Source organism: Bifidobacterium sp. LH_413, assembly GCF_056357015.1.
This window is the reverse complement of sequence record NZ_JBKEVK010000003.1, coordinates 100,466-124,065: the sequence shown is the minus strand read 5'-3', so window position 1 is coordinate 124,065 and position 23,600 is coordinate 100,466. Positions and strand designations below refer to the sequence as shown.

Below are 23,600 nucleotides of genomic sequence, written 5' to 3'. Positions count from 1 at the left end.
ACGAATGTGTGGGGTGCGGCGCTGAAGAACGCCGTATTGGTGGGGAATTCGTCCATGCAAAAGCCCGGAATTCCGCCAGTCTGGATTTCGTCTGCCGATGCGCGGGCACCGCTCTTCAGCACCACACCATGCAGGTTGCCTCCATCGGTCTACACGTTCGCCACGGAATCATGCACGTTCGTGCCGAAACCACGCAGGTTGGCCCCTCGGCCATGCACATTCGCCTCTGAACCATACACATTATCCAGCGCTATCCGGGCCGTATGGCCTCGACGGCAGGCACCGTGATGCGGTGGCTCCTATAGTTGGAATGTCGCACCGCCGTCACCGGCGGCATGCGACGCGCAAACGGAGACGGCCAAGGCGAAAGGCGGGCAATGAAACGGATCGTGGCGGGAATCGTGGCGCATGTGGACGCCGGCAAGACCACACTCTCCGAAGCGCTGCTCTACCGCACCGGCGAGATCCGCAAACTCGGCCGCGTCGACCACGGCGACGCCTTCCTCGACACCGACAGTCTCGAAAAAGCGCGCGGCATCACCATCTCCGCGCATCAGGCGCTCGTCGACTACGGCGACCTGAAACTCACCCTGCTCGACACCCCCGGCCACGTCGACTTCGCCGCCGAAACCGAACGCGTGCTGCGCGCCCTCGACTACGCGATCCTCGTCGTCTCCGGCACCGACGGCGTACAAGGTCACACCGAAACCCTCTGGCGACTCCTCGCCCGATACCACGTGCCCACGTTCATCTTCGTCAACAAATGCGACGCCGCCGGATTCGACCGCGATACGGCGCTCGCCGACCTGCGTCGCCGGCTCGGCGACGGCGTGTACCCGCTGCCGCTGCCCGGTGCGGACGGCGGCGACTCTGTCGGCGACGGCGTTCCGGACGGTGTCCCCGCCGGCGTTCCCGACACCACCCCCATCGACCTCGGTGACGCCGCCGAGGACATCGCCACGCTCGACGAATCCGCGATGGATGAATACCTCGAGACCGGCACGCTGACCGTCGGCACGTTGCGTGGCATGATCGCGCGGCGCGAGCTGTTCCCCGTGAGCTTCGGCTCCGCGTTGAAGCTCGACGGTGTGAAGGAGTTCCTCGACTCGCTCGACGCGTACACGCGCGAGACCGCGTGGCCGGACGCGTTCGGCGCGCGCGTGTTCAAGATCTCGCATGATGACAAGCACAACCGGCTCACCTGGCTGCGCGTGACCGGCGGCACGCTCAAGGCCAAGTCGATGGTCGCGCTCGGCGATGGCGACGGTGATAGTGACCATGGCGGCGCGGCCGAATCCACTCCCGAGAAGATCGACCAGGTGCGCGTCTACAACGGCGCGCGCTTCGAAATCGCCACCGAACTGCCGGCCGGCGCGGTGTGCGCGGTCACCGGTCTCGAACGCACGTTTCCCGGTGCCGGGCTCGGCGCGGAACCGGCGGCGGGCAGCCCCGAGATGCAGCCGGTCCTCACCTACACGGTCCTGCCGCCGGACGCCGCCGGCGACGGCAAAACGACCGGTGCCGTCGGCACCGTCGGCGCGGCGGCCACGGACGAGGAAAGGGACGCTGCCAATTCTGCCGCCCCGACCCCGCGCTTCGACGACCTCACCCTGCACAAGGTGATCGCCGCGCTGCGCGAACTCGAGGACGAGGATCCGCTGCTCCACGTCGTGTGGGTGGAACGGCTGCAGGAGCTCCACGTGCAGCTGATGGGCGCCGTGCAGCTCGAGATCATCCAGCAGACCCTGCACGACCGGTTCGGTCTCGACGTGGCGTTCGGCCCCGGCTCGATCCTCTACCGTGAGACCATCACCAAGCCCATCGAAGGCGTCGGCCATTTCGAACCGCTGCGCCATTACGCGGAGGCGCACATCCTGCTCGAACCGGGCGAGCCGGGCAGCGGCATCACGGTGGCGTCCGCGTTGAGCGTCAACGAGCTCGACCGCAACTGGCAGCGGCTCATCCTCACGCATCTGACCGAACGCGAGCACTTGGGCGTGCTCACCGGCTCGCCGCTTGCGGACGTGAAGATGACGCTCGTCGCCGCCCGTGCGCACCTGAAGCACACGGAGGGCGGCGACTTCCGGCAGGCCACCTACCGTGCGATCCGGCAGGGGCTGATGGAGGCGCGCGCCGGCGTGACCGGCCGCCCGGTCATCGGCGAGGATACGGCGCGGCCCGCATACGAGCTGCCGGAGGAGGACGAAACGAACGGCGGCGAGAACGGCAAGACCCGCGGCGATTCCGGTACGAAGACGAACGAGGCGACGGCCGGCGACCGCGACGTCGCCGCCATGGTGAAAACCGTCGCCGCCGACCCGGGCAACTGCGTGCTGCTGGAACCGTGGTACCGGTTCCGTCTCGAAGTGCCGTCCGATATGATTGGGCGTGCGATGGCCGACATCCAGCGCATGTCCGGCACGTTCGAGGCGCCCGCGGATGACGGCGACTATGCGGTCGTCGAAGGCGAGGCGCCGGTGAGCGAGATGCGCGACTACGCGATGGACGTGAACGCGTACACGCATGGCCGCGGTCGGTTCTCCGCGACGTTCGGCGGCTACAAGCCGTGCCATGACGCGGCGCGCGTGATCGAGGAGGCCGCGTACGATCCGGAATCCGACTTGGAGAACACGCCCGATTCGGTGTTCTGCGCGCACGGCGCCGGCTACCCGGTCAAGTGGTACAAGGTGCCGGAGTTTGCCCACGTCGACTATGCGACTTCCCTGTAGACCCCTTTAGACCCCTTTCAGGATTCCTTGTCAGGCTCCCGCACTACCAGATCTGCGGCCGCACGAACCCGTGCCGCTCGAGGAACCGCTGCACGTCGCGCAGCTCGTCCATGTTGATGGAATGTGCCATGCCCGGGTACACGTGCTCGTCGAGCGTGCCGTGCGTGCGCCAGAACGCGCTCATCGCCGCCACATCCGACTTGGGGAAGATGTCGTCGATCGCGCCATGGCCGTAGAAGACCGGCGGCTTCGCATCCGCACCCGCGCCTGCGAGCGTCGCGTCGCCGGGCAGGTCGCCGGGGGCGAGCCAGCCGGAGAAGCTGACGGCCGCCGCATAGCGCGTCGGGTCGAAGCGGAGCATGTGCGCGGCGAGCAGGCCGCCCTGCGAGAAGCCCATCGTGACGACCGTGCGGTCGGCGGGGATGTTCTCGTGCACCCAATCGTCGATCGCCTGCGCCGCCTCCTTCGCCTGACGGGTCAGGGATTCGCCCTCCGGCACGCCCTCATGCGCCCAGTCGCCGAACCAGGTGCCGCCCATGCCGTAGGGAATCGGGGCCCTGAGGCTTGCGTAGTCGGCGGAACCCGCGCCGCAGTAGCGCAGCAGGTCGGGCAGATCGTATTCGTTGGACCCCCATCCGTGCAGCAGCACGAACACGGGGGAGCCGGAGGAACCGTTCAGACGCGTCAAAGCCTTCGTGATCTTCATGCCTCCCAGTGTAGGCCGGGATGTCAGTGCGATAACACCTCATAAGGAAGGCGTATAGCAACGCCGTATGTTTTCCGGACGACGTTGGTTATGCTCGGTACCAGCCGCATGGGGAACGGCCTCATGCCGATGCCAAAGCAACGCGTAAGCGCAACACGCAACACGATAGGGGGTGCGCAATGACCAGGTTCAACACTCAGCTCGTCCACGGACTGCCGCTCGGAGACAACTCCACCGGAGCCGTGAACCCGCCGATCTACAACTCCACGACATATGCCTTTGAGAAGGTCGAGTCCATGCCCCGCTATGATTACGCGCGCAGCGGCAACCCGACCCGTGAGTTCCTGGAGAACCAGATCGCGCAGCTCGAGCACGGCGCGCGCGGTTTCGCGTTCGCGTCCGGCCTGGCCGCCATCCACGCCGTGCTGAGCGTGTTCAAGCCGGGCGACCGCATCGTCGTCGGCAAGAACATCTACGGCGGCACCTATTCGATGTTCCACGAGTACTTCGCCGACCGCGGCCTCGAGTTCGTCACGGCTGACACGCATGACTACAAGGCGCTGGAGAAGGCGATCGCCGGCGACGTCGCGGAGGGCCGCGAGGCCGCGAAGGCCGTCTACTTCGAGGTGCTCACCAACCCGCTGCTCGACGTGAACGACGTGCGCGGCATCGCGAACATCGCGCACCGCTACGGCACGAAGGTGATCGTCGACAACACGTTCGTCACCCCGTACCTGCAGCGTCCGCTCGATCTGGGTGCCGACGTGGTCCTCCACTCCGCCACCAAGTATCTCGCCGGCCATTCCGATGTGAACGCGGGTCTCGTGGTCACGCTCGGCGAGAAGATCGGCCAGCAGATCTACTTCGCGCAGAACCGTTTCGGCGGCGTGCTCGCGCCGGCCGAATGCGACGCGGTGCGCCGCGGCATCCAGACGCTCGCCCTGCGCATGGACCGTCAGCAGGCGAACGCGAAGGCCATCGCCCAGTACCTGCTCGCGCATCCGCTCGTGAAGACCGTCCACTACCCGGGTCTTCCCGGCAACGAGGCGGAGCTCGCCGCCAAGGGCCTCAAGGGTGCGGGCGGCGTCCTGAGCTTCGAGGTCGTGCCGGGCGTCGATCCGGCCGACGTGCTCGACAACCTGCACATCTTCCGTCTGGCCGTCTCGCTCGGCGCGGTCGAAAGTCTCGCGGAGCTTCCGTGTCGCATGACGCATTTCGAACTGCCGCGTGAGGAGCGTCTCAAGGTCGGCATCACCGACGAGCTGGTGCGCCTGTCCGTCGGCATCGAGGATGCGGCCGACCTGATCGAGGATCTCGGCCAGGCGTTCGACATCGCCTACGACCGCTACATCAAGCGCCACGCCGGTGCCGACGTCTTCAGCGAACTCACCGCCGGCGTCCTCGCGTAAGGCCTGCGTAGGGCCCGTGTAGGGCCCCGCGTAAGGCCTGCGTAAGGCACAGCCGATCCCTTCAGATCAGCCCATCCTCCTCAAGCGCGGCCGCCATGCGGTCGAACGCCTCGACGAGCAGCGGGCGCGGCATCGCGACGTTGAACCGCACGCAGCCGCGCCCGGCCTTGCCGCATTCTCGTCCGTCGGTGAGCGCCACGTGCGCGCGCTCCAGGAAATACCCCGCCGGGTCGTCGAGCCCGAGCGGCGAGAAGTCGAGCCACGCGATGTACGTGCCCTGCGGCCGTGCATACCGCACCGCCGAGAGACGCCCGCGCATCGCGGCATCGACCACGTCGAAATTGCCTTTCAGATAATCGAGCACGCCGTCCAGCCACTCCGAGCCGCCGTCGTAGGCGGCGACCGCCGCGAACGCGCCGATCGTGGCCGTCTGATGCTCGGACATCTCCGCGTCGCGGAGCCACATCGCCATATCCGCCGGATTCGTGAGGATCACCTGCGCGCATTTCGTGCCGGCGATGTTGAACGCCTTCGAAGCGCTCGTCGCCGTGAACGCCTGCATCGCCGTGCGCCCGTCGATCGACGCGAACGGCACGTGCCGCGCGCCATCGTAGACGAACGGCGCATGGATCTCGTCGGAGAAGATACGCACGTCGTACCGCTCGGCGAGCGCGGACAGCCGCAGCATCTCGTCGCGCGTCAGCACCTTGCCGATCGGATTGTGCGGGTTGCACAGCACGAACGCGTGGCAGCCGTCCTCGAACGCGCGTTCGATCGCGTCGAAATCGAACAGCCATCCCGCGCCGCTGCCGTCGTCGTCGCCGTCGCGCAGCATCGGAATCTCTATCACGTCGACGCCGCACAGTCCCGGCACGCTCAGGAACGGCATGTACGCGGGCGTCGGCACGACGATCGAATGTCCCTCGCCGACGATCTCGTTCAGGAAGACCTCATACGCCTCCATCACGTCCGGCACGGTGCGGATGACCGCCGGGTCGACGTTCCAGTCGTAACGCAGCTGCCATGCGGCGCACGCGCGCGCCACCTCGCGCTTCAACGGGTCCGACAGGTAGCCGGTCGCGCCGCGCGTCGCCGCGTCGGCGATCGCGCGTGCGACGCACGGCGCGAGACCGAAGTCCATTTCCGCGATGAACGCGCCGATCGCGCCCGGGAATCGCGTCCACTTGTCCGAGCCGATGCGCACGAGGTCGTCCGCCGTGAGCGCGTCGATCGCCGCCGCGTCGAACGCCGGCGTGGCGGCGGCGCAGCCGGCGGTTTCGGTGATGATGGTTTCGTCGATGATGGTGCCAGTCATGCTCATGGCGTCCATTGTCCGCGCGACGGCATCGCCGCTCAACGCCGCGGCACCACGAAATCGTAATGACGCCCGTCCATTTGCTTATCGCGAGTCACTGCGCGGTCAGATACGTGACCGCCGTACGCTGCATCTCGCGCACCAACGCGTCCACCGCCGGACGATGGTCGCCGGCGCGCGTCACCACACCCACTTCGCGCGTCGCGTAATCGTCGGCGATCGGGCAGGCGACCAGGTCCTCGCCCAGATTGATGTGCGTGTCCAGTTCGGGTACGAGCGAGACTCCCATGCCCACTTCGACCAGATTCTGCGTCGCCCAGTAGTCGTCCGTCGTATGGACGACGTCCGGCGTGAAGCCGGCGCGCGAGGCGAGTTTGACGAGATTCGCGCGGCAGGTCGGGCAACCGGCGATCCACGACTCGTCCTTCGCGGCCGCCAGCGAGACCGGCTTGCGGTCCTCCTCGTAGCGGCGCGCCACGTCGCTCGACCGGCGCACGAGCAGACGCAGCGGATCCGAGCCGAGCGAATGGAACGTGAGATCGTCGCCCAACGGGAGGAACGACGGGATGGAACTGTAGCGGAACACGGCCGCCGCGTCCGCCTTGCCGCGCGACACCTGCACGATCGCCTCCGGCGGCTCCATCTGCGTGAGGCTCAGCTTCACGTCGGTGAACATGCCCAGCTTGACCACCGTGCGCGCCGCGATTGTCGAACAGATCGACGGCGGGGCGATCAGCGACAGGTGCGAGTAGCGGCGCTCGCGGTAGTCCTCGAGTTCGCGCGAGGCGTGTTCGAGCCGTTCCGCGATCGACTCGCCGTGACGGGCGAGCATTGCGCCCGTAGCCGTCAATCGCACGCCGTGCGACGTGCGTTCCACCAGCGTCGTGCCGCACTGCGTCTCGAGCTTCTTGACCTGCTGGCTGATCGCCGGCTGCGACCAGCCGAGCGCCTTCGCCGTGGCCGAGAACGAACCGTAGCGTTCGATCTGCCACAGGGTGACCAGCGACTGCGGGTTCAGTTCCGTCATAAGCGACTCGATTCGTTGAGGGTGGGTGGATGATGCGGTGCGTGGAATGGGTGATGCCGTCGGCTAGTTTTCGTTCGTCAGATAGGTGCGTGCGGAAATGAACGAGGCGTGCTTCCCTCGGAAATCCACATCTCCACGATAGACCACGGAACGCTGTTCCGGCGGGATGCCGAGTCCGTCTCCCACGGGCGTGAGGTTCTTGCAGAAATCGTCGCGAGCCGTCTGTCCGGATTTGATTTCGATGAGCCGCGGATGCAGGGCGTCGGTCATGTCCATGAGGTCGATCTCCACGCCGTTGGCGTCGCGGTAGAAGAACAGGTGAGGCTCCTTGTCCGCGTTGAAGTACCGTTTGATGGTCTCCCCGATGATGAGGTTCTCGAACACTTCGCCGCGTTGTGGATGATGGATGAGCGTCTCCGCGCTGTCGATGCCGAGCAGGTAATTCAGCAGTCCGGTGTCGTGGAAGTAGAGTTTCGGTGTCTTGATCAGACGTTTGCGCGCGTTCGACGCGTATGGTGCTAGCAGGAAAACGATGTAGCTGGATGTGAGAATGGATAGCCACGCCTTCGCGGTTTTACTGCTGACACCGGCTTCCGCCCCCAGTTTGCTGAAATTGACGAGCTGACCGGCGCTCTGCGCGCACAGGCGCAGAAACGTGCGGAACGATTGCAGGTTGCGTACGTCGAGGATATCCGCCACGTCGCGCTGTATGTAGGTGGTGATGTAGCTGCGGTAATACACGGATTCGGGGATGTCCACCTCGTACAGGTGAGGGTATCCGCCGCGGAACATGAACGCGTCGACGGTAAGCGAGGGGTTGGCCTGAGTGGCTTCGGCATAGCTCAACGGCAGCAGCTGCATGATGCCGACCCTGCCGGCCAGTGATTCGTCCACATGCTTGAGCATGAGAAAATTCTGGGAACCGGACAGGAGATATTGGCCCATGTCATGTCGTTCATCGGATGCGGCCTGGATCTCCGGGAACAGGTCGGGAGCGTATTGTGCTTTGTCGATGAGCAGATGCGAGGGGCGGGATCGGATGAATCCGACCGGATCCTCCTGTGCGCCTGTCCGGATGTTCCTGGTCTCCAGATTGAGATAGTCGTAATCGGGGAACGCATGGCGGAGCAGCGTGGATTTGCCGCTTTGCCTTGGGCCCATGACCGATACCACGGGGAACCATGTCGCCATCTGGCGGGCGCGTGCCGTAAGCGTGCGTGGAATCATCGCTGATGCCTTTCCTGCAGGTTCGTCGATTGCCGAGAATGGATATGTAGATTCGGAAGTAGGACTTATGATAATCGGGAAGTGGGATTTATGATAATCGGGAAGTGGGAGTGCCGATGATTCATCAGTGGAAAGCATGCGGATTCATCAGTGGGCCGATGAAGGCGAAGATCTCGTCCAGCACGGCACGGCTCCAGAAGTCGTTCTCGTGCTCGGCACCGTCGACAAGGATGAGCCGTGCGTCGTAGCCGCGGGCGACGAGGCGGTCGCGCATCTTCACTGACTGACGGTAGGGGACGACGGTGTCGCTGGTGCCGTGCAGCAGCAGCGTCGGCGGGTAGTCGCGGCCGTCCTCCACCTGCAGGAACGGGCTCATCGCGGCGGCACGCTCACGCACCTCGTCGGTGATGCCGGTGGCGGGCGTCGCGCCCACGACGGCGGCGAACGGGCCGAAATAGTAGAGACGGAACGGGTCGTCCTCGTGGCCGAACGCGTCGACCGCCTCCGTCAGATCCGTGGGCGGGAAGCAGCTGACCACGAAATCCACGGCGTCGCTTTCGTCCGGCCAGGTGCCGTCCGCATAACGCGGGTCGTCGGCGGTCATGCCGACCAGCAGCGCCGTGTTGCCGCCCGACGACGTGCCCCAGATGCCGAGCCGGTCCGGGTCGACGTGCCATTGCGCGGCGTTCGCGCGCAGATAGCGGATCGCCGATTTCACGTCCTCGAGATATGCGGGGAACACGTGCTCCGGATTGCGCGAGGCGTTGCGATGGTTCACCGTGGCGACCACGTAGCCTTCACGCGCGAGCTCGGCGAGCTGCGGCAGCTCGTAGTCGCGGTCCGGCGTGGTCCACGCGCTGCCCTGCACGAACACGACGGTGGGGTAGCGGCGGTCGTCGGTGGGGTTGGTGGGGTTCTGCGGCGCGATGATGTCCATGACGAGATTGTCCGGTCCGGTCTTGTACGCCACGTTGCGCGTGACGCGAGCAAGTCCCAGCCGTTGCGGGTTCGCGGGAATGTGGACGGTGGACGCGGTTTGCGCGGTTTGTGCGATGGATTGCGGCGGGAGGGAAACGGTTTGCGATGATGCGGTCGGCATAGGATGCGCAGCTTTCGGTCGGAGTGGGTTGGGTGATGGGAAAGAGGTACGGATTGCTGCCCATGGTAGGCGACGTGCGATCACCGTTCCCGTAACGGTTCATAAAGGATGGATATAGCGGCACCGACCGGTTGCATCGTGTTTTCCGCTATCGTCATGCGCAACGGTACGGGATGGGGCCCGTACCCTCGCATGATTCGGGGGAAACATGACGACGATCGACAGTCAGCGCATCATATCGAAACATGAGCACGGGGAGGCCGACCCGTTGGCGGGATTCGTCACGGCCGACGACCTCGACGGCATCGGCGGTGCGAACAGGGAGGCCGAGAGCATCGTGAACGCCGGGGCGCGGCGTGCGTTCCTCGAGCAAGTGCGGGAGCAGCTCGGTGATGGCGTCATCGTCGACGAGTCCGACGCCATTGCCGAACTCGTGGCGTCGCATCATCATGCGTTCAGCCATGAGAACGCGCCGTTCGCCGTGCTGTTGCCGGGGTCGGAGCATGATGTCAGCGTGATTCTGCGCGCCGCGAACGAGCAGCGCATCGCCGTATATACGCGCGGAGCCGGTACCGGTCTCGGCAAACTGTCGACGATTACGTTGCCGGGGGTGCTGCTGCTTACCGACCGTCTGAATCGGATTCGTGAAATCAACCCGCTTGGGCATTACGCGGTCGTCGAGGCGGGCGTCATCAACGCACGCATCAACGAGGCGACGCGGCAGTACGGGCTGTATTATCCGCCGGATCCGGTCAGCTACGAACGTTCCACCATTGGCGGCAATGTGGCGACCAATGCGGGTGGACTGAAATGCGCGAAATACGGTGTGACCCGTGACTCGCTGCTGTCCCTGACCGTGGTACTCGCCGACGGGCGCATCATCGAGACCGGTCGTCCCACGATGAAGAACGTAGCCGGATTCGACCTGACCGCGTTGTTCACCGGTTCGGAAGGGTTGCTCGGCGTGGTCGTCGCCGCGACCATACGACTGCGGCCTATCCCGCGTGGATTGGCGAAGACCATCGTGTTCGCCGACGACCTGGACCAGGCCGGATTCGCCGTCGACACGGTCCTCGGCACGCAAGTGCAGCCGGCGTCCATGGAACTCATGTCCGCGCCTCCGGACGCCACCGACCTCGACGTGTTCGGCGAAGTGGCGTACGGTGCTCAATGGCTCATCGAAATCACGACGGATGGTGCTTCCGCTCGGCAGGATGCGGACGTTCTGGTTGACGCGCTCAATCGCGCCGGTGCATGCGTGCTGTTGGCGAGTGACGCACAGGCCGAGGCGTTCCTCGCCATGCGCAAGGCCGGCAAGGCGTTCCCGCGCGGCAAGGCGTGGATGGCGGGCAGCGACGTCGCCGTGCCGCTGGACCGCATCTCCGAATTTCTGCGTTATCTCGCCCGCCTCGCGGATGATGCCCACGCGAAACTCACCATCCTCGCCCACGTCGCCGACGGCAACACCCATACCGGGTTCATCCTGCCCAGGAATTCATCGGACGACGTGTTTCCGCCTGCGCTCGCCGAGGCGAACCGGCGGTTGTTCGACTACGTGCTCTCGCACGGTGGCACGATCACCGGCGAACACGGCATCGGACTCGAGCTCAAAGACCGTCTCGTCGCGCAGATCGGCGAAGACAATCTCGATCTGCAGCGTGCCATCAAACGCACGCTCGATCCGAACGGGATTCTCAATCCGGGGAAGTGGGTGTGATTGATGGACACTGGTATGACGATTCTCTCCGATACGGTTTCCGCTGATACGGCCGGTATCGGCACCGGTTCCGCGGCGTCGATTTCGTCTGACGCTCGCATTCGCCGTTCGGCGATTCTTGAAGCATTGCGTCCGGGGGATTCCCTGCGTGGTGGTGCCGTGCCGTCCGTCTCTGCACGCCGGCCTATCGACATCGCCGCCGGCTTGCCGGATGAGACGCTGCTTCCGCGTGAATGCATCGGTGAGGCATTCGCACAGGCGACGTATGCACCTGCGGCGTTGTCCTATCCGTCGCCGTTCGGAGTGGCCGCCTTGCGTGAGATCATCGCCCGTAGGCGCGGTGTGGATGTGGAATCAGTAATCGTGACGAACGGTGCGATGGGCGGCATTTTCCTGTCCATGATGGCGGTGACGAATCCCGGCGACACCGTGCTCGTCGAGAATCCGGCCTTCCCGCAGTGGGCAGGCACGTTCCGGCGGTTCGGTGTGCACGTCGAAGCCGTCGGTCTGACCGAATCGGGCATCGACGTGGACGACGTCGAACGTCGTCTGCGTGCCGGCGGCCGGTATGCGGCCATCTACACGATCCCCGACTTCCAGAATCCGACGGGCGTCGTCTCCTCGCCGGAGACCAAGCGCCGACTGCTGGATGTCGCCGCGCGGTACGGTGTGCCGGTCATCGCCGATAACCCGTACCGGGAGCTATGGTTCACACATGAGCCCGCCGAATTCCCGCGTGAATACCGTGGCACGGCGGGAAGCCCGTTGTTGGAGATCGGGTCGTTCTCGAAGTGGCTGGGGCCGGGGTTGCGCGTCGGCTGGCTTATCGCGGACCCGGATCTGATCGGACGCATCGCCGAATACCGTCTTGCGGTGGATGGTGGTGTCTCGGCGGTCACCCAGCATGCGTTGGCCTCGCTGTTGGCCGATGAGGGGTGGGCTGATGGGTTGCTGGCGGGGCAGCGGGCCGTGTATGCGGATAAAGCCGCCGCACTGGCCGGCGAACTCCGTCGGAATTTCGACGATGACATCCGCTTCGACCGACCGCAAGGCGGATACTTCCTGTGGGCGCGGCTGCCGCGATGGCTGCGCGTGGAGGATGACGCAGTAGCGCGCGAACTCGCGGCGGAGGGCATCAATCCAATCGGTGGCGAGGGGTTCTTCGTCGGCGGCGTGCCGGGTGGTCGTGATGCGGCATACGCCCGATTCTCCTTCGCACACGCGTCACAGGCCGATCTGGTCGAGGGAGTGGCGCGTCTGCGAACCGTGGCGGAACGGGTGCGCCCAAGGTTATAAATCCTGTTTATCACCATATACGCGTCTATAAGTCGGCTTTATGGCGAAATGGGGGAGAATCGGGATAACGAACAGGCGATTCACCAAGTGAAGCGTTGTTAGGCTGTCGGTACGACCTGCAACGGGGGGACACGGAGCAGGTCGGGGGAAACGACTTATCCGCAACATCGCAAAGGGGAATAACGTGAACGCGACGAACGGTTCGAAAGGCACTTGGAAGCAGGCGTGGAAGCTCGTCGCCGCCGGTATGTCGGCGACGGCGCTCATGGCCCTCGCCGCTTGCGGTTCCGGTTCGGCGGCGCAGACCGCGTCCGGCGACACCGGAACGCCGCAGCAGGGTGGTTCGGTGACCATCGTCGAATCGCCCGACAGCCTCCAGTGCATCGATCCGTTCCAGACCGCGTGGACCCAGTCGCGCACCATCGTGCGCAACTACGTGGATTCGCTCGTCGACCAGGATCCGAAGACCGGTGAGATCAAGCCGTGGCTCGCCAAGAGCTGGACCATCAGCGACGACGGCAAGACCTACACGTTCGCGCTCAAGGACGGCATCACCTTCTCCGACGGTTCCAAGTTCGACGCAGATGCCGTGGTGGACACCTTCACCGAGAACCTGGCCACTCTCAAGGAGAAGCCGGGCACGGTGGGCGGTTTCTACGTGCAGAACCTCACCGGCGTGAGCAAGGTGGACGACCACACCGTCAAGTTCGAGCTCTCCGCGCCGAACGCCAGCTTCCTGCAGGGGCTTGCGACGCCTACGCTCGGCATCATCTCGCGCGCCTCCGCCAAGCTCACCCCGCAGCAGCGCTGCGACGGTCAGGCGGTCGGCACCGGTCCGTTCACCATCGAGAAGTACGACGCCAAGACCGGCGTGACGTTGAAGAAGCGCACGGGATACACGTCCTCGTCGCCGCTTGCCGCGCATCAGGGCGACGCCTACCTCGACTCCATCACCATCTCCTACGTGCCGGAGAATTCGGTGCGCCTCGGCAACTTCGCCTCCGGCACCGCCGACATCGTGTGGACCGACTCCGACTCTCCGTTCGTGCAGAACGACATCACCCAGATCAAGCAGACCGGCGGCACCGTGCAGAGCCGCGCCCTGCCGGGAGCCACGTTCGGTCTGTTCCCGAACGTGCGCAACGGCGGCGTCCTCTCCGACAACGACGTGCGTCAGGCGCTGAGCCTGTCCATCGACCGTACCACCTACGGCAACACGGTGCTGCGTGACGGATATCCGACCGTCAAGGGCGTGATCAGCTCCACCACTCCCGGTTTCAAGGCGGAACCGTCCAGCGTCGAATACGACACGGCGAAGGCCGCGAAACTGCTCGACAAAGCGGGCTGGGAGAAGGGTTCCGACGGCTACCGCTACAAGGATGGCAAGAAGCTGACCGTCACTTTCCTCACCTCCGAGAAGGATGACGGCTATGAGCTCATCCAGGACGAACTCAAGAAGACCGGCTTCGACTTCCAGATCAAAGTGGTCACCAGCGCCCAGTACACGACGCTCACCAATGCCAACAAGTACGACCTTGTCTCGCTGACCTACACGCGCGCCGACCAGAGCGCCATCAACACGCTGCTCGACGAACGCTACGCCACCTTCAAGGCGATCTCCGGCAACACGCAGGATGCGGACTCCCAGGCCACGCTCGAAGCGGCATTCGACAAGGGCACCGCCACCACCGACACCAAGGAACGCACCTCCATCTACGAGGGTGTGCAAGACACGATCAGCAAGGAGAACATCATCATCCCGGTGTTCGAACGACTCCAGGACGTCGGCCTGTCCTCCAAGGTGCATGGCCTGCGCTTCACCGGCGAATCGTTCGGCGACTTCCACGACCTGTGGAAGGCCCAGTGACCGGAGCGAATCGGCTCGGCCGATAAATACGACGCAAGGAATCGAGGGAACCGATGAGAACATCGAAACTGTGGTACGTGCTCGGACGCATCGCGCAGGCGGTGCTGGTGCTGTGGGCCGCGTACACCGTGTGTTACGTCATCCTGAACCTGCTGCCCGCCGACCCGCTGGCGCTCGTCCTGCAGGCCAAGGGAACGGACATCGGCTCCCTCAGCGCCGACCAAGTGGCGACATTGCGTCATTCATACGGGCTTGACGCCAACCCGGTGCAGCAGTACTTCACGATGCTGTTCGCCGCCCTTCACGGTGATTTCGGTACCTCCTACACGCTGGGACAGCCGGTGCTGCCGCTGCTCGTCTCCCGAGTCTCCAGCACGCTGCTCGTCAGCCTGCTCGCGCTCGTCGTCGCCGTGGCGTTCGCCTTCGCGCTGGCGTTCATCGCCGTGTTCACCCGCAATCGCGTGATTCGCGACGTGCTCAGGGCGATTCCGGTCGTGGGCATGTCGGTGCCGTCCTTCTGGGTGGGACTGCTGCTCATGCAGGTATTCAGCTTCTCGCTCGGGTGGTTCCCGTCCATGGGCATGCAGGGATGGAAGAGCCTTGTGTTGCCCACCATCACGATGGCCATCCCCACGGGCGCGCTGCTCGGTCAGCTGCTGCTCAGCGAATTCGACGAGGTGCTGGACAGCCCGCAGGCCGTGGTCGCCAAGGCACACGGGCTGAGCCGCACGCAGGTCATCGTCCATCACGTCATCAGGAACGCGTCGCTGCCGTCCCTCACTATTCTGGGTCTGCTCGTCGGAGACACGTTCACCGGCGCGATCATCGCCGAAACCATCTTCGCCCGACAGGGTCTGGGCATGCTGATCCAGCAGGCCGTCACCCAGCAGGACATCCCGATCGTGCAGGGGGCCGTTGTGCTCGCCGCCGGCGCGTTCGTCCTGGTCAACCTCATCGTCGACCTGATCTATCCGCTGCTCGATCCGCGCATCCGCATCTGACGTTCCAAGGAGACCTGCCATGACCACCCAACTCACACTCGACCTGACCCGTCCCGAACCGAAGGCCGCGCGTCTTCTCGGAGAAACGTCCGTCGTCCGTCGCCGCCGCGGGCGGATCGCATCCGCGTTGCGCAAGACCGCCGCACTGGCACGCAACCATGTGGCCGCCTCGATCGCCGCGCTCTATGTGGCGCTCGTCCTCGTCTCCGCGTTCCGTCCCCAGTGGTTCGCCCATACCGACCCGTATGCCACCGCTCCGGCACAGAGCATGCAGGCGCCCTCCGCCGCGCACTGGTTCGGCACCGACAAGCTCGGACGAGACGTGTTCAGCCGCGTGATCTATGGTGGCCGCACCACGATCACCGCCAGCCTGGTCGCGCTCGCCATCGCGGTCGTCGCCGGACTGCTGCTCGGCGTGGTCGCCGGATACTTCGGAGGCGTCCTCGACGCGCTGCTCATGCGTTTCGTCGACGTGTGGCTCGCCATTCCGGGACTGTTGCTCGCCATCACCATCGTCACGGCCATCGGCTTCGGCACCATGCCGGTCGCCATCGCCATCGGCGTGGGCATCTGCCCGACCTTCGCCCGCACCACGCGCTCGCAGGTGCTCCGCGTCAAGCAGGAGGACTACATCGAAGCGGCGCGCACCAGCGGCTCGTCGAACCTCTCCATCATCGTCAACCACATCCTGCCCAATTCGTTCGGCCCCGTCGGCGTGCTCGCGCTGCTCGACTTCGGCGGCATCATCATGGCCGTCGCCACGTTGAGCTTCCTTGGCTTCGGCGTCAAGCCGCCGGAGGCGGAATGGGGCTCGCTCATCAACGACGGCCGTGACTACCTGCTCACCTCGCCGTGGCTGTCCGTCCTGCCCGGTCTCGTCGTCGTCGCCACCGTGCTCGCCATCACCGTGCTCGGCAACGCCGTGAAGAAGGAGCTGAAATGACCGACGCAACCACTACTGCGGCGCAGAACGCTCCGCTGCTCGACATCGTCGACCTGCGCGTCTCCTACACTTCGCGCCGCCGTTCCATCGACGCCGTGCGCGACGTCACCTTTGCCGTGAAGCAAGGCGAGCGTGTGGCGATTGTCGGCGAATCCGGCTCCGGCAAATCCACGATTATCCGCACCGTGCTCGGCATCCTGCCGGAGAACGCGACCGCCACAGGCAGCGTGCTGCTCGACGGAAGCGACCTGCTCAAGGCCGACGACCGACAGTGGCTCGAAGTAAGACGCACCGCCATCGGCTTCATTCCGCAGGACCCGCAGACCAGTCTCGATCCGACGCTCACCATCGGCCGTCAGTTGGGGCTCATCGTCCGGCTCAAGGAGCATCTTGACGGTGACGCGCTCCAGACGCGCGTCGAGCAGCTGCTCGAGGAGGCCGGCTTCGACAAGCCCGCGCTGCGCGCCAAGCAGTACCCGCACGAACTGTCCGGTGGTCTGAAGCAGCGTGCGCTCATCGCCGAAGCGCTCGTCGGCGACCCGAAACTGCTCGTCGCCGATGAGCCCACCAGCGCGCTGGACGTCACCGTGCAGAAGGAGATTCTCGACCGCATCGACGAACTTGTGCGTGCCAAGGGGCTGTCCCTGCTCATGGTCACCCATGATTTGGCCGTGGCTGCCGACCGTGCCGACACGATCGTCGTCATGCACAACGGCGTCATTGTGGAACAGGGTGAGTCCGACCACGTCGCACGGCATCCGCTGGAGCAGTACACCATCGATCTGTTCAATGCCGCGCCCGCCCACCGTCTCGACGTGCTCACCGCACAGGCGGAGAATGCGGAAGGCTCGAAGGATACGGGTGTAGAGAAGGTCTCCGGCGAATCCGGCCCTGTCGAAGAATCTGCGGTGCGTTGGCATAACGTGACCAAACAGTTCGCGTTGCGGCGCACGCAAGGCGGTGCCGGTGCCCGCACGTTCAAGGCACTCGACGACGTGACGCTCGATGCGCCACGAGGCCGGACCTTGGCGATCGTCGGCGAATCCGGCTCCGGCAAGTCCACGCTGCTCAAGATCGCGCTCGGCCTCGAGAAGCCGGAGAACGGCTACGCGGAGGTCAATGGGATCAACATCACCAAGACCGGCGGCCGTGAGCTGCGCAATGCGCGCCGCACGTTCCAGCTCGTGCAGCAGAATCCGTTCGGCTCACTCGACCCGACCAAGAAGATCTCGCAGATCATCTCCGAACCGCTCAATGCGTTCCATGAAGGTGACAGGGCATCACGTCGTCGCCGTGTCGCCGAACTGCTCGACCGTGTGGCATTGCCCGCAAGCGTGGCGAATGCGAAGCCGAAGGAACTGTCCGGCGGACAGTGCCAGCGCGTCGCCATCGCCCGTGCGCTCGCCATCCGCCCGAACACGTTGTTCCTCGACGAACCGGTGTCCGCGCTGGACGTGACCGTCCAGTCACAGGTCATCGACCTGCTCATCGATCTGCAGAAGGATCTGGGATTGAGCTACGTGTTCGTCACCCATGATTTGTCCGTCGTCTCGCAGATCGCGCACAGGGTGGCCGTCATCGAACGCGGGCATCTCGTCGAGCAGGGACCCGTCGAGCAGGTGCTCACGCATCCGAAGAACGACTACACGAAGCGACTGCTGGCCAGCGTTCCCGGCCAGCGTCACTGACATATCAGATATCAGATTTTCCGGGAATTATTTCCACAACCACATAGCAAACAAGGGGGAAACCATGTCCGAGTGGAGCAAGATCGATCGACTGAACGCGGTCTTCAAGGGGGAGAAGGCCGATCGTCCGCCGGTCAGCTCGTACACGCACGAAGTCGCCGCCGAACGCAACGGCGACGACCTGGTCGCGGCCACGCTGCGCAACGCGCGCAAGTGGGATTGGGACTGGATCAAGCTCAACCCGCGCACCGTCCACTACGCCGAGGCGTGGGGCAACGAGTACGACTACAACGACTACCCAGTGCCGTTCCTGCCGATTCCGGCCCAGAAGAAGGCGATCGTCAATACGCCCGACGACCTGTGGAAGGTGAACGAGCTCGACATCGCCGGCAACGCACCAATCGAGGAACAGGTCGACGTGATCCGCAAGGTGAAGGAAGGCGCGCCGGACACTCCGGTGTTCGCCACCCTGTATTCGCCGATCAACGTGCTCAGCAAGCTCGCCGGTCTGCCGCTCGCGCCCGGTCTGCCCGCGCCCGGCTCCACCACCACGCTCACCATCCACGATCTCTTCAAGGAGAACCGCGCCGGCGCGCACCATGCGCTCCACGCGATCGCCGAGACGCTCGCCAAGTACGCCGCGGCCCAGAAGGAGGCGGGCGCGGACGGCCTCGTGTTCGTCGTCGCCGGCATCACCAACCCTGGCTTCCTGAGCGAAGCCGAGTACAACGAGTTCTCCCGTCCCTACGACGATATCGAGCTTGAGGGCGCGGACGGCCTGCTGCGCATCGTGCACACCTGCGGTGCCGAATCCCATCCGCAGTGGTTCCAGGAGTTCCCGCTGGAGGGCATCAACTGGGATCACGAGGATCCCAGCAACCCGGGCATCGACGTGGCGCTCGACAAGACCAAGGTCGGTGGCGTCAACCACAACCTGCTCGCGCAGGAGCCCACCGTCGAAGTGCTCGACAAGATCCGTCAGGAGGTCACCGAGGCGAGGAAGGTCACCGGCGACGTGCTCGTCGTCGCGCCCACCTGCTCCGTCTCCTCCAAGGCGTCTGACGAGGCGATTGCCGCCTACAAGGAGGCCGCCGTCGCCTGACATCGGGTGCCTCGGTGCAAGCACGCAAGCAACTACGTAATCATCACGGTCGAATCATCCGACACGGCCGAATCATCCCACCACTACACATAAGAAAGCACACGTAAGGAGCGAATATCATGACCTACTTCATCACCGGCGCCACCGGTCACTACGGATCCGCAGTCGTCCGTGAACTCATCGCGCTCGGCACGCCCGCCGACCAGATCATCGCCGCCGGTCGCAACGCGGACAAGCTTGCCGCGCTGAAGAACGAACTCGGCGTCAACACCGCCCAGGTCGACAACGACGATCCGGCGGCTCTCGACAAGGCGCTCGAAGGCGTCGACAAGGTGCTGCTCGTCTCCGGAGGCGACTTCGCCAAGCGCGCCCAGCAGCACCGCAACGTCATCGACGCTGCCAAGAAGAACGGCGTGAAGCTCCTCGCCTACACGTCCGTGCTCAAGGCGGACACGTCGCCGCTGCTCGTCGCCGTCGACCACCGCGCCACCGAAGCCTACCTCGAGACTGCGGGCGTGCCCTACGTGAGCCTGCGCAACACCTGGTACGCCGAGAACTTCATCGACGAGGTGAAGCAGGCCGGCGCGAGCGGCGTACTCGAAACCGCCGCGGGCGACGGTGCGATCGCCGCCGCGTCCCGCGCGGACCTCGCCGCCGTCGGCGCCAAGGTGCTGTTTGACGGCACGCTCGTCAACGCAACCCTCGAACTCAGCTCCGACGCGACGTTCACCTACGCTGACCTCGCACGAATCGCCGGTGAGATTTACGGCAAGGAAGTCGCCTACAAGCCGGTTTCCGTCGAGCAGCGTGGCGAGGACCTCAAGGCGGCCGGCGTGCCGCAGGGTGGCATCGACTGGGTCACCAAGCTCGACGGCGACATCGCCGCCGGTGCGCTCGCCGGACCCACCGGCGGTCTGTCCGCGGTGATCGGCCGCGCGCCGCAGACCATCGAGGACGTGCTTAAGGGTGCGCTCAAGGCCTGAACGAACGGGTCAAACCGAACCGGAACCGGAAACTCACGCAGGGAGGGACGCATGGAAATCGTCGAAGCCACGCCGGAACGCTACGGGGACGTCGCCGACGTCCTGGTGGACGCCTTCGGCTCCACCATCGAACTGTCGTCGTTCTATGAGGCCGACCTGCGCAATGTCGCCGAGCATGCGAAGGAGTACCACGTCTGGATCGCGCAGGAGGACGGCGACATCGCCGGCGTGGTCCTGACGCCGCGTACCACGCTCGGCGACGCGGACGAACTCGCGTTCACCCGACCCGGCGAACGCGAGTTCCGACAGCTGGGCGTTTCGCCGAGGTGCCGGGGGCGAGGCGTCGCGCGTGCGCTCATCGACCATGCGGTGCGCAGTATCGGTGCGCTCGGCATCGGCACGGTGGAGATCCATACTGGCCTGCGCATGGTCGGCGCGCGGCGGCTGTACGAATCCTACGGATTCGAGCGGCGTCCTGAACGCGAGACGTTCGTCGTGGACGGCGGCTACAGGATCGTGACCTACACATACCGGATTCCGGAACAATATGTCGCGCACGACCCGACCGTCGACGAGTGGGAGCGCACGCGGCCATACCGCGGCGACACGGTCGTGGACGGTCCGGGGTCGATCGCCGGATTCGCGCGTGCGCTTGGCGCCGCCGGACTGGGGCGTGTGGTCTCCACCGATCCGGCGGATATCGCCCGTTACGAGTTCCACCGCAGTGAGGCCGACGAGGAACACGGTTTGGCTGTCGCCTGGCCGATTGACACCGAACAGGCTTCGGAGTTGCGGCGTGTGGCCGAACGCTACGGTGTGCCCGTCACGTTGTGGCGTGCGGATACGGTCGTTACCGAACCGCCCGCACGCAGCGGGTTGATCGTGGTGGAGGCGGCTTAGACGATGGGCGAAATCGGGGCGGACGCGTTCGATACCGATGTCCGTCTGTGGAAGAAACTGTTCAACAAGGTGAAGTGGGGGTAGGAATCGAGTATTTCTGACGTACTTGGTGCATGGTGATGACGATGGTGTTATCACCTATACCTATAGCAGGGTACGGCGCTATAAGACGCCTTTATCGTTGTGTGGCGGGAATGGCGATAATAGGACCACCGTGTCGGAATCCCAAGTCGCATAAATTGTGAGCAATGGCCGCGAAGGGCGGTCTGGCACATATTCGACGTGGGATTGGGGCGTTCTGCATGGCCAAGAATCTATTCGATATCAACGGTAAGGTGGTGTTCATCACCGGTGCCGGTTCTGGACTGGGCCGTGACGCAGCGCGCGGATACGCCGAGGCCGGGGCTTCGGTCGTGCTGGCCGACATCGCCTTGGATCGCATTGAAGCCTTGGCTGAAGAGCTTGAATCGGCCGGTCATCCGGCTCTGGCCGTGCAGACCGATGTGTCGCTGGAATCCAGTGTGAAGGCGGCGTTCGAGGCTGCTCATCAGCGTTTCGGCCGTGTCGATATCCTGCTCAATGATGCCGGTATTTGTCCTTCCGACAGCGTGGAGAACTTCTCCGAAGAAGAGTGGAACCAAGTCGTCGGTGTCAACGTCAATGGTATCCGCAACACCGTCAAATACGTGCTTCCTGAATTCAAAGAGCGCGGGTACGGCAAAATCGTCAATATCGCTTCTGTGGTCGCCATCCAATATGATGCTTCGGAACGCTTCGTCAAAGATTCATACTACGTCACGAAGGCGGCGGTCGTGGGTCTAACCAAAGCTCTGGCTGCGCGGTATGCGAAGTATGGCATCACGGTGAACGCTGTGGGACCGGGGCTATACAAGTCGCACATGACTGAGGAATTCTACAACAACCCTGATCGCATCGCCGCCAGTGCCCGTAACAATCCTTCAGGACGTGTGTCTAAGCCCGGGGATCTGAACGGTGCGATTCTGTTCCTTTCATCGGGGGCATCCGATTTTGTGCAGGGGCAGGTCATCTATGTGGATGGCGGCGTCTCGTTGCTGTAATCGATGGCTTCGCCTCGATTCGATGATTCATTAGAGCGCATATCAATATAGGAACGGAACAGACATGGGAATTTTCGCAGACAAATATGGATTCGCGCTGGGGAAGGCATACCCGACGGTGATCCCTTCGGGGCCGAAGGCGTATCTTGATGCCGCCGAACGAGGTGAACGCGTCATCGCCACCCGCCAGCGTAACGCGTATGACGGCGTGTATTGGCTAGGCACCGATACCAGCGCCATTGACTACACGCTGTATCGAGGCATCACTGGACTGGCGTACTTCTATCTGAAGCTTCATACGGTGGCGGGAGGTGAACGATACAGGAACATCGCCGTCCAGTCGTTGGATTACCTGGCTGAGCATTGGCCGACCGTACCGGCCACGCCGAATGATGTCTGGCTCAAGCATCGTGAAAAAGGCTTGTACGGTGGTGCCGCCGGTGTCGGTGCCGTATTGCTGGAGGCTTGGCGCGTTTTCGGCGATGACAAGTATCGTCAGGCGGTGCTGGACATCCTGCAGTGGTATGTGGATAACGCCGAGCATGACGAACATGGTGCTTTTTGGTGCGACAACACATCTGTCATGCTGGACACCGGTGCCGTGCTGTTCCTGATTGATGCATATAGAAAGCTGGAACTGGACGACGAACGTTTGCGTGCGACCATCATTGCGGCGGGTGACCGCGTCCTTGCCACCGGGCAGGCCACAGCTGATGGTGGATTGTGGTTCGATGTGTTCGATGGTGTGGAGGACTTCATCGAACCGGGCTTTGAGCTGGGATCGGCAGGCGTTGGATTCCTGCTCGTGAATCTCTACAAGTTCACCGGTGATCAGCGTTATCTGGATGCGGCAAGGCGCATCGATGCCTACTTGGAAAAGCTGTATGTGCCGCAGACGAAGGGGGCTCTGCTGCCGTACCGTTTCGACAAACAGGGCAATCCGTTGGTGGAGAACGGCAACATCGTCTACTACCTTGGCAATTGCCACGGTCCTGCAGGAACCGCTCGTTTCTACTACGCGTTGGAACAGGCCACCGGTGACACCTCGTATCGGGAGAAGATTGTCCGGTTGGTGGACGGCCTTGAATCATTGGGTGCTCCGGAGCGTCAGAGCGCAGGTCTGTGGAATTCGGTGAACTACTGCTGCGGCCATGCTGGTCTGATTCACTTCTTCATCGGATTGTATGCGGCCGACCATGACGACCGTTGGCTTGACCTAGCCCGGCGTAGTGCCCATGTGGTGCTTGGGCAGGAAGAGATTCTTCCGAACGGTTCCTCTGATTGGCCACTTGCGTTCACACGTGTGGAACCGGATCAGTACACCCGCCCCGTTGGATATTTCGACGGTATCGCTGGAATCGCCGCGTCTCTGCTGGAGCTGTATGCAGTGGAGGAGGGGCAAGAAGCATGGCTGCGTCTTGCGGATGATCCGTTCCCGGAGCATTTCGCTTGATTCTGCCATGACGTTGTAGCCGTTTTTCGTCCATAGAACTTACTCCCGCATAATCCGTT

The 23,600-nt window shown here is 64.0% G+C and carries 18 protein-coding genes; 13 read left to right on the top strand and 5 right to left on the bottom strand.

The genetic code is table 11. The annotated features are described in order from the left end of the window. Positions 1-377: 377 nt before the first annotated feature. A complete protein-coding gene (locus AC1AYN_RS06705) occupies positions 378-2,729 on the top strand; it encodes a GTP-binding protein (RefSeq protein WP_476532672.1) in 2,352 nt (783 codons plus the stop codon). Positions 2,730-2,772: 43 nt separating this feature from the next. Here AC1AYN_RS06705 and AC1AYN_RS06700 read toward each other — a convergent pair whose 3' ends face one another. Further along, complete coding sequence (locus AC1AYN_RS06700; RefSeq protein ID WP_476532671.1) at positions 2,773-3,435, bottom strand: alpha/beta hydrolase; 663 nt, start codon at positions 3,433-3,435, stop codon at positions 2,773-2,775. Positions 3,436-3,614: 179 nt separating this feature from the next. Between AC1AYN_RS06700 and AC1AYN_RS06695 the strand changes: the two genes are divergently transcribed. Beyond that, positions 3,615-4,844 (top strand): trans-sulfuration enzyme family protein, encoded by a 1,230-nt coding sequence (locus AC1AYN_RS06695; protein WP_476532670.1) that lies wholly within the window; start codon positions 3,615-3,617, stop codon positions 4,842-4,844. 61 nt (positions 4,845-4,905) lie between these two features. On the opposite strand, the gene AC1AYN_RS06690 is transcribed toward AC1AYN_RS06695, so the two are convergent. From AC1AYN_RS06690 to AC1AYN_RS06675, 4 genes are all read right to left on the bottom strand, one after another. Next, complete coding sequence (locus tag AC1AYN_RS06690) at positions 4,906-6,165, bottom strand: MalY/PatB family protein (protein ID WP_476532669.1); 1,260 nt, start codon at positions 6,163-6,165, stop codon at positions 4,906-4,908. Positions 6,166-6,253: 88 nt separating this feature from the next. Next, a complete protein-coding gene (locus AC1AYN_RS06685) occupies positions 6,254-7,186 on the bottom strand; it encodes a LysR family transcriptional regulator (RefSeq protein ID WP_476532668.1) in 933 nt (310 codons plus the stop codon). Between the two features lie 63 nt (positions 7,187-7,249). Next, complete coding sequence (locus AC1AYN_RS06680) at positions 7,250-8,551, bottom strand: ATP-binding protein (RefSeq protein ID WP_476532667.1); 1,302 nt, start codon at positions 8,549-8,551, stop codon at positions 7,250-7,252. Continuing rightward, positions 8,538-9,512 carry an alpha/beta hydrolase fold domain-containing protein gene (locus AC1AYN_RS06675; RefSeq protein ID WP_476532666.1) on the bottom strand — a complete coding sequence of 325 codons (975 nt, stop codon included), beginning with the start codon at positions 9,510-9,512 and terminating at the stop codon, positions 8,538-8,540. Before AC1AYN_RS06675 ends, AC1AYN_RS06680 begins: the two co-directional genes overlap by 14 nt. Before the next feature lie 208 nt (positions 9,513-9,720). Here AC1AYN_RS06675 and AC1AYN_RS06670 point away from each other — a divergent pair, with 208 nt between their 5' ends. The 11 genes from AC1AYN_RS06670 to AC1AYN_RS06620 all read left to right on the top strand — a co-directional run bounded on the left by AC1AYN_RS06670 (position 9,721) and on the right by AC1AYN_RS06620 (position 23,541). Next, positions 9,721-11,229 (top strand): FAD-binding oxidoreductase, encoded by a 1,509-nt coding sequence (locus tag AC1AYN_RS06670; protein WP_476532665.1) that lies wholly within the window; start codon positions 9,721-9,723, stop codon positions 11,227-11,229. A 15-nt stretch (positions 11,230-11,244) separates the two neighbouring features. Continuing rightward, positions 11,245-12,525, top strand: a complete 1,281-nt coding sequence (locus AC1AYN_RS06665) for an aminotransferase-like domain-containing protein (protein WP_476532664.1) — start codon at positions 11,245-11,247, stop codon at positions 12,523-12,525. 184 nt (positions 12,526-12,709) lie between these two features. Next, the gene (locus tag AC1AYN_RS06660; protein WP_476532663.1) at positions 12,710-14,392 is read left to right on the top strand and encodes an ABC transporter substrate-binding protein; all 1,683 of its coding nucleotides are present in this window, start codon (positions 12,710-12,712) and stop codon (positions 14,390-14,392) included. A gap of 53 nt (positions 14,393-14,445) precedes the next feature. Beyond that, positions 14,446-15,393, top strand: coding sequence for an ABC transporter permease (locus tag AC1AYN_RS06655; RefSeq protein WP_476532662.1), 948 nt, complete (start codon positions 14,446-14,448; stop codon positions 15,391-15,393). Between the two features lie 19 nt (positions 15,394-15,412). Continuing rightward, complete coding sequence (locus tag AC1AYN_RS06650) at positions 15,413-16,336, top strand: ABC transporter permease (RefSeq protein WP_476532661.1); 924 nt, start codon at positions 15,413-15,415, stop codon at positions 16,334-16,336. Beyond that, positions 16,333-18,024 (top strand): dipeptide ABC transporter ATP-binding protein, encoded by a 1,692-nt coding sequence (locus AC1AYN_RS06645; protein WP_476532660.1) that lies wholly within the window; start codon positions 16,333-16,335, stop codon positions 18,022-18,024. Before AC1AYN_RS06650 ends, AC1AYN_RS06645 begins: the two co-directional genes overlap by 4 nt. Before the next feature lie 64 nt (positions 18,025-18,088). Beyond that, positions 18,089-19,126, top strand: coding sequence for a uroporphyrinogen decarboxylase family protein (locus tag AC1AYN_RS06640; RefSeq protein ID WP_476532659.1), 1,038 nt, complete (start codon positions 18,089-18,091; stop codon positions 19,124-19,126). 119 nt (positions 19,127-19,245) lie between these two features. Further along, positions 19,246-20,109, top strand: a complete 864-nt coding sequence (locus AC1AYN_RS06635) for an NAD(P)H-binding protein (protein ID WP_476532658.1) — start codon at positions 19,246-19,248, stop codon at positions 20,107-20,109. A 51-nt stretch (positions 20,110-20,160) separates the two neighbouring features. Next, positions 20,161-21,009, top strand: a complete 849-nt coding sequence (locus AC1AYN_RS06630) for a GNAT family N-acetyltransferase (protein ID WP_476532657.1) — start codon at positions 20,161-20,163, stop codon at positions 21,007-21,009. A 302-nt stretch (positions 21,010-21,311) separates the two neighbouring features. After that, positions 21,312-22,088 carry an SDR family NAD(P)-dependent oxidoreductase gene (locus AC1AYN_RS06625; protein WP_476532656.1) on the top strand — a complete coding sequence of 259 codons (777 nt, stop codon included), beginning with the start codon at positions 21,312-21,314 and terminating at the stop codon, positions 22,086-22,088. Between the two features lie 64 nt (positions 22,089-22,152). Continuing rightward, positions 22,153-23,541, top strand: coding sequence for a lanthionine synthetase LanC family protein (locus AC1AYN_RS06620; protein ID WP_476532655.1), 1,389 nt, complete (start codon positions 22,153-22,155; stop codon positions 23,539-23,541). Positions 23,542-23,600 lie beyond the last annotated feature (59 nt).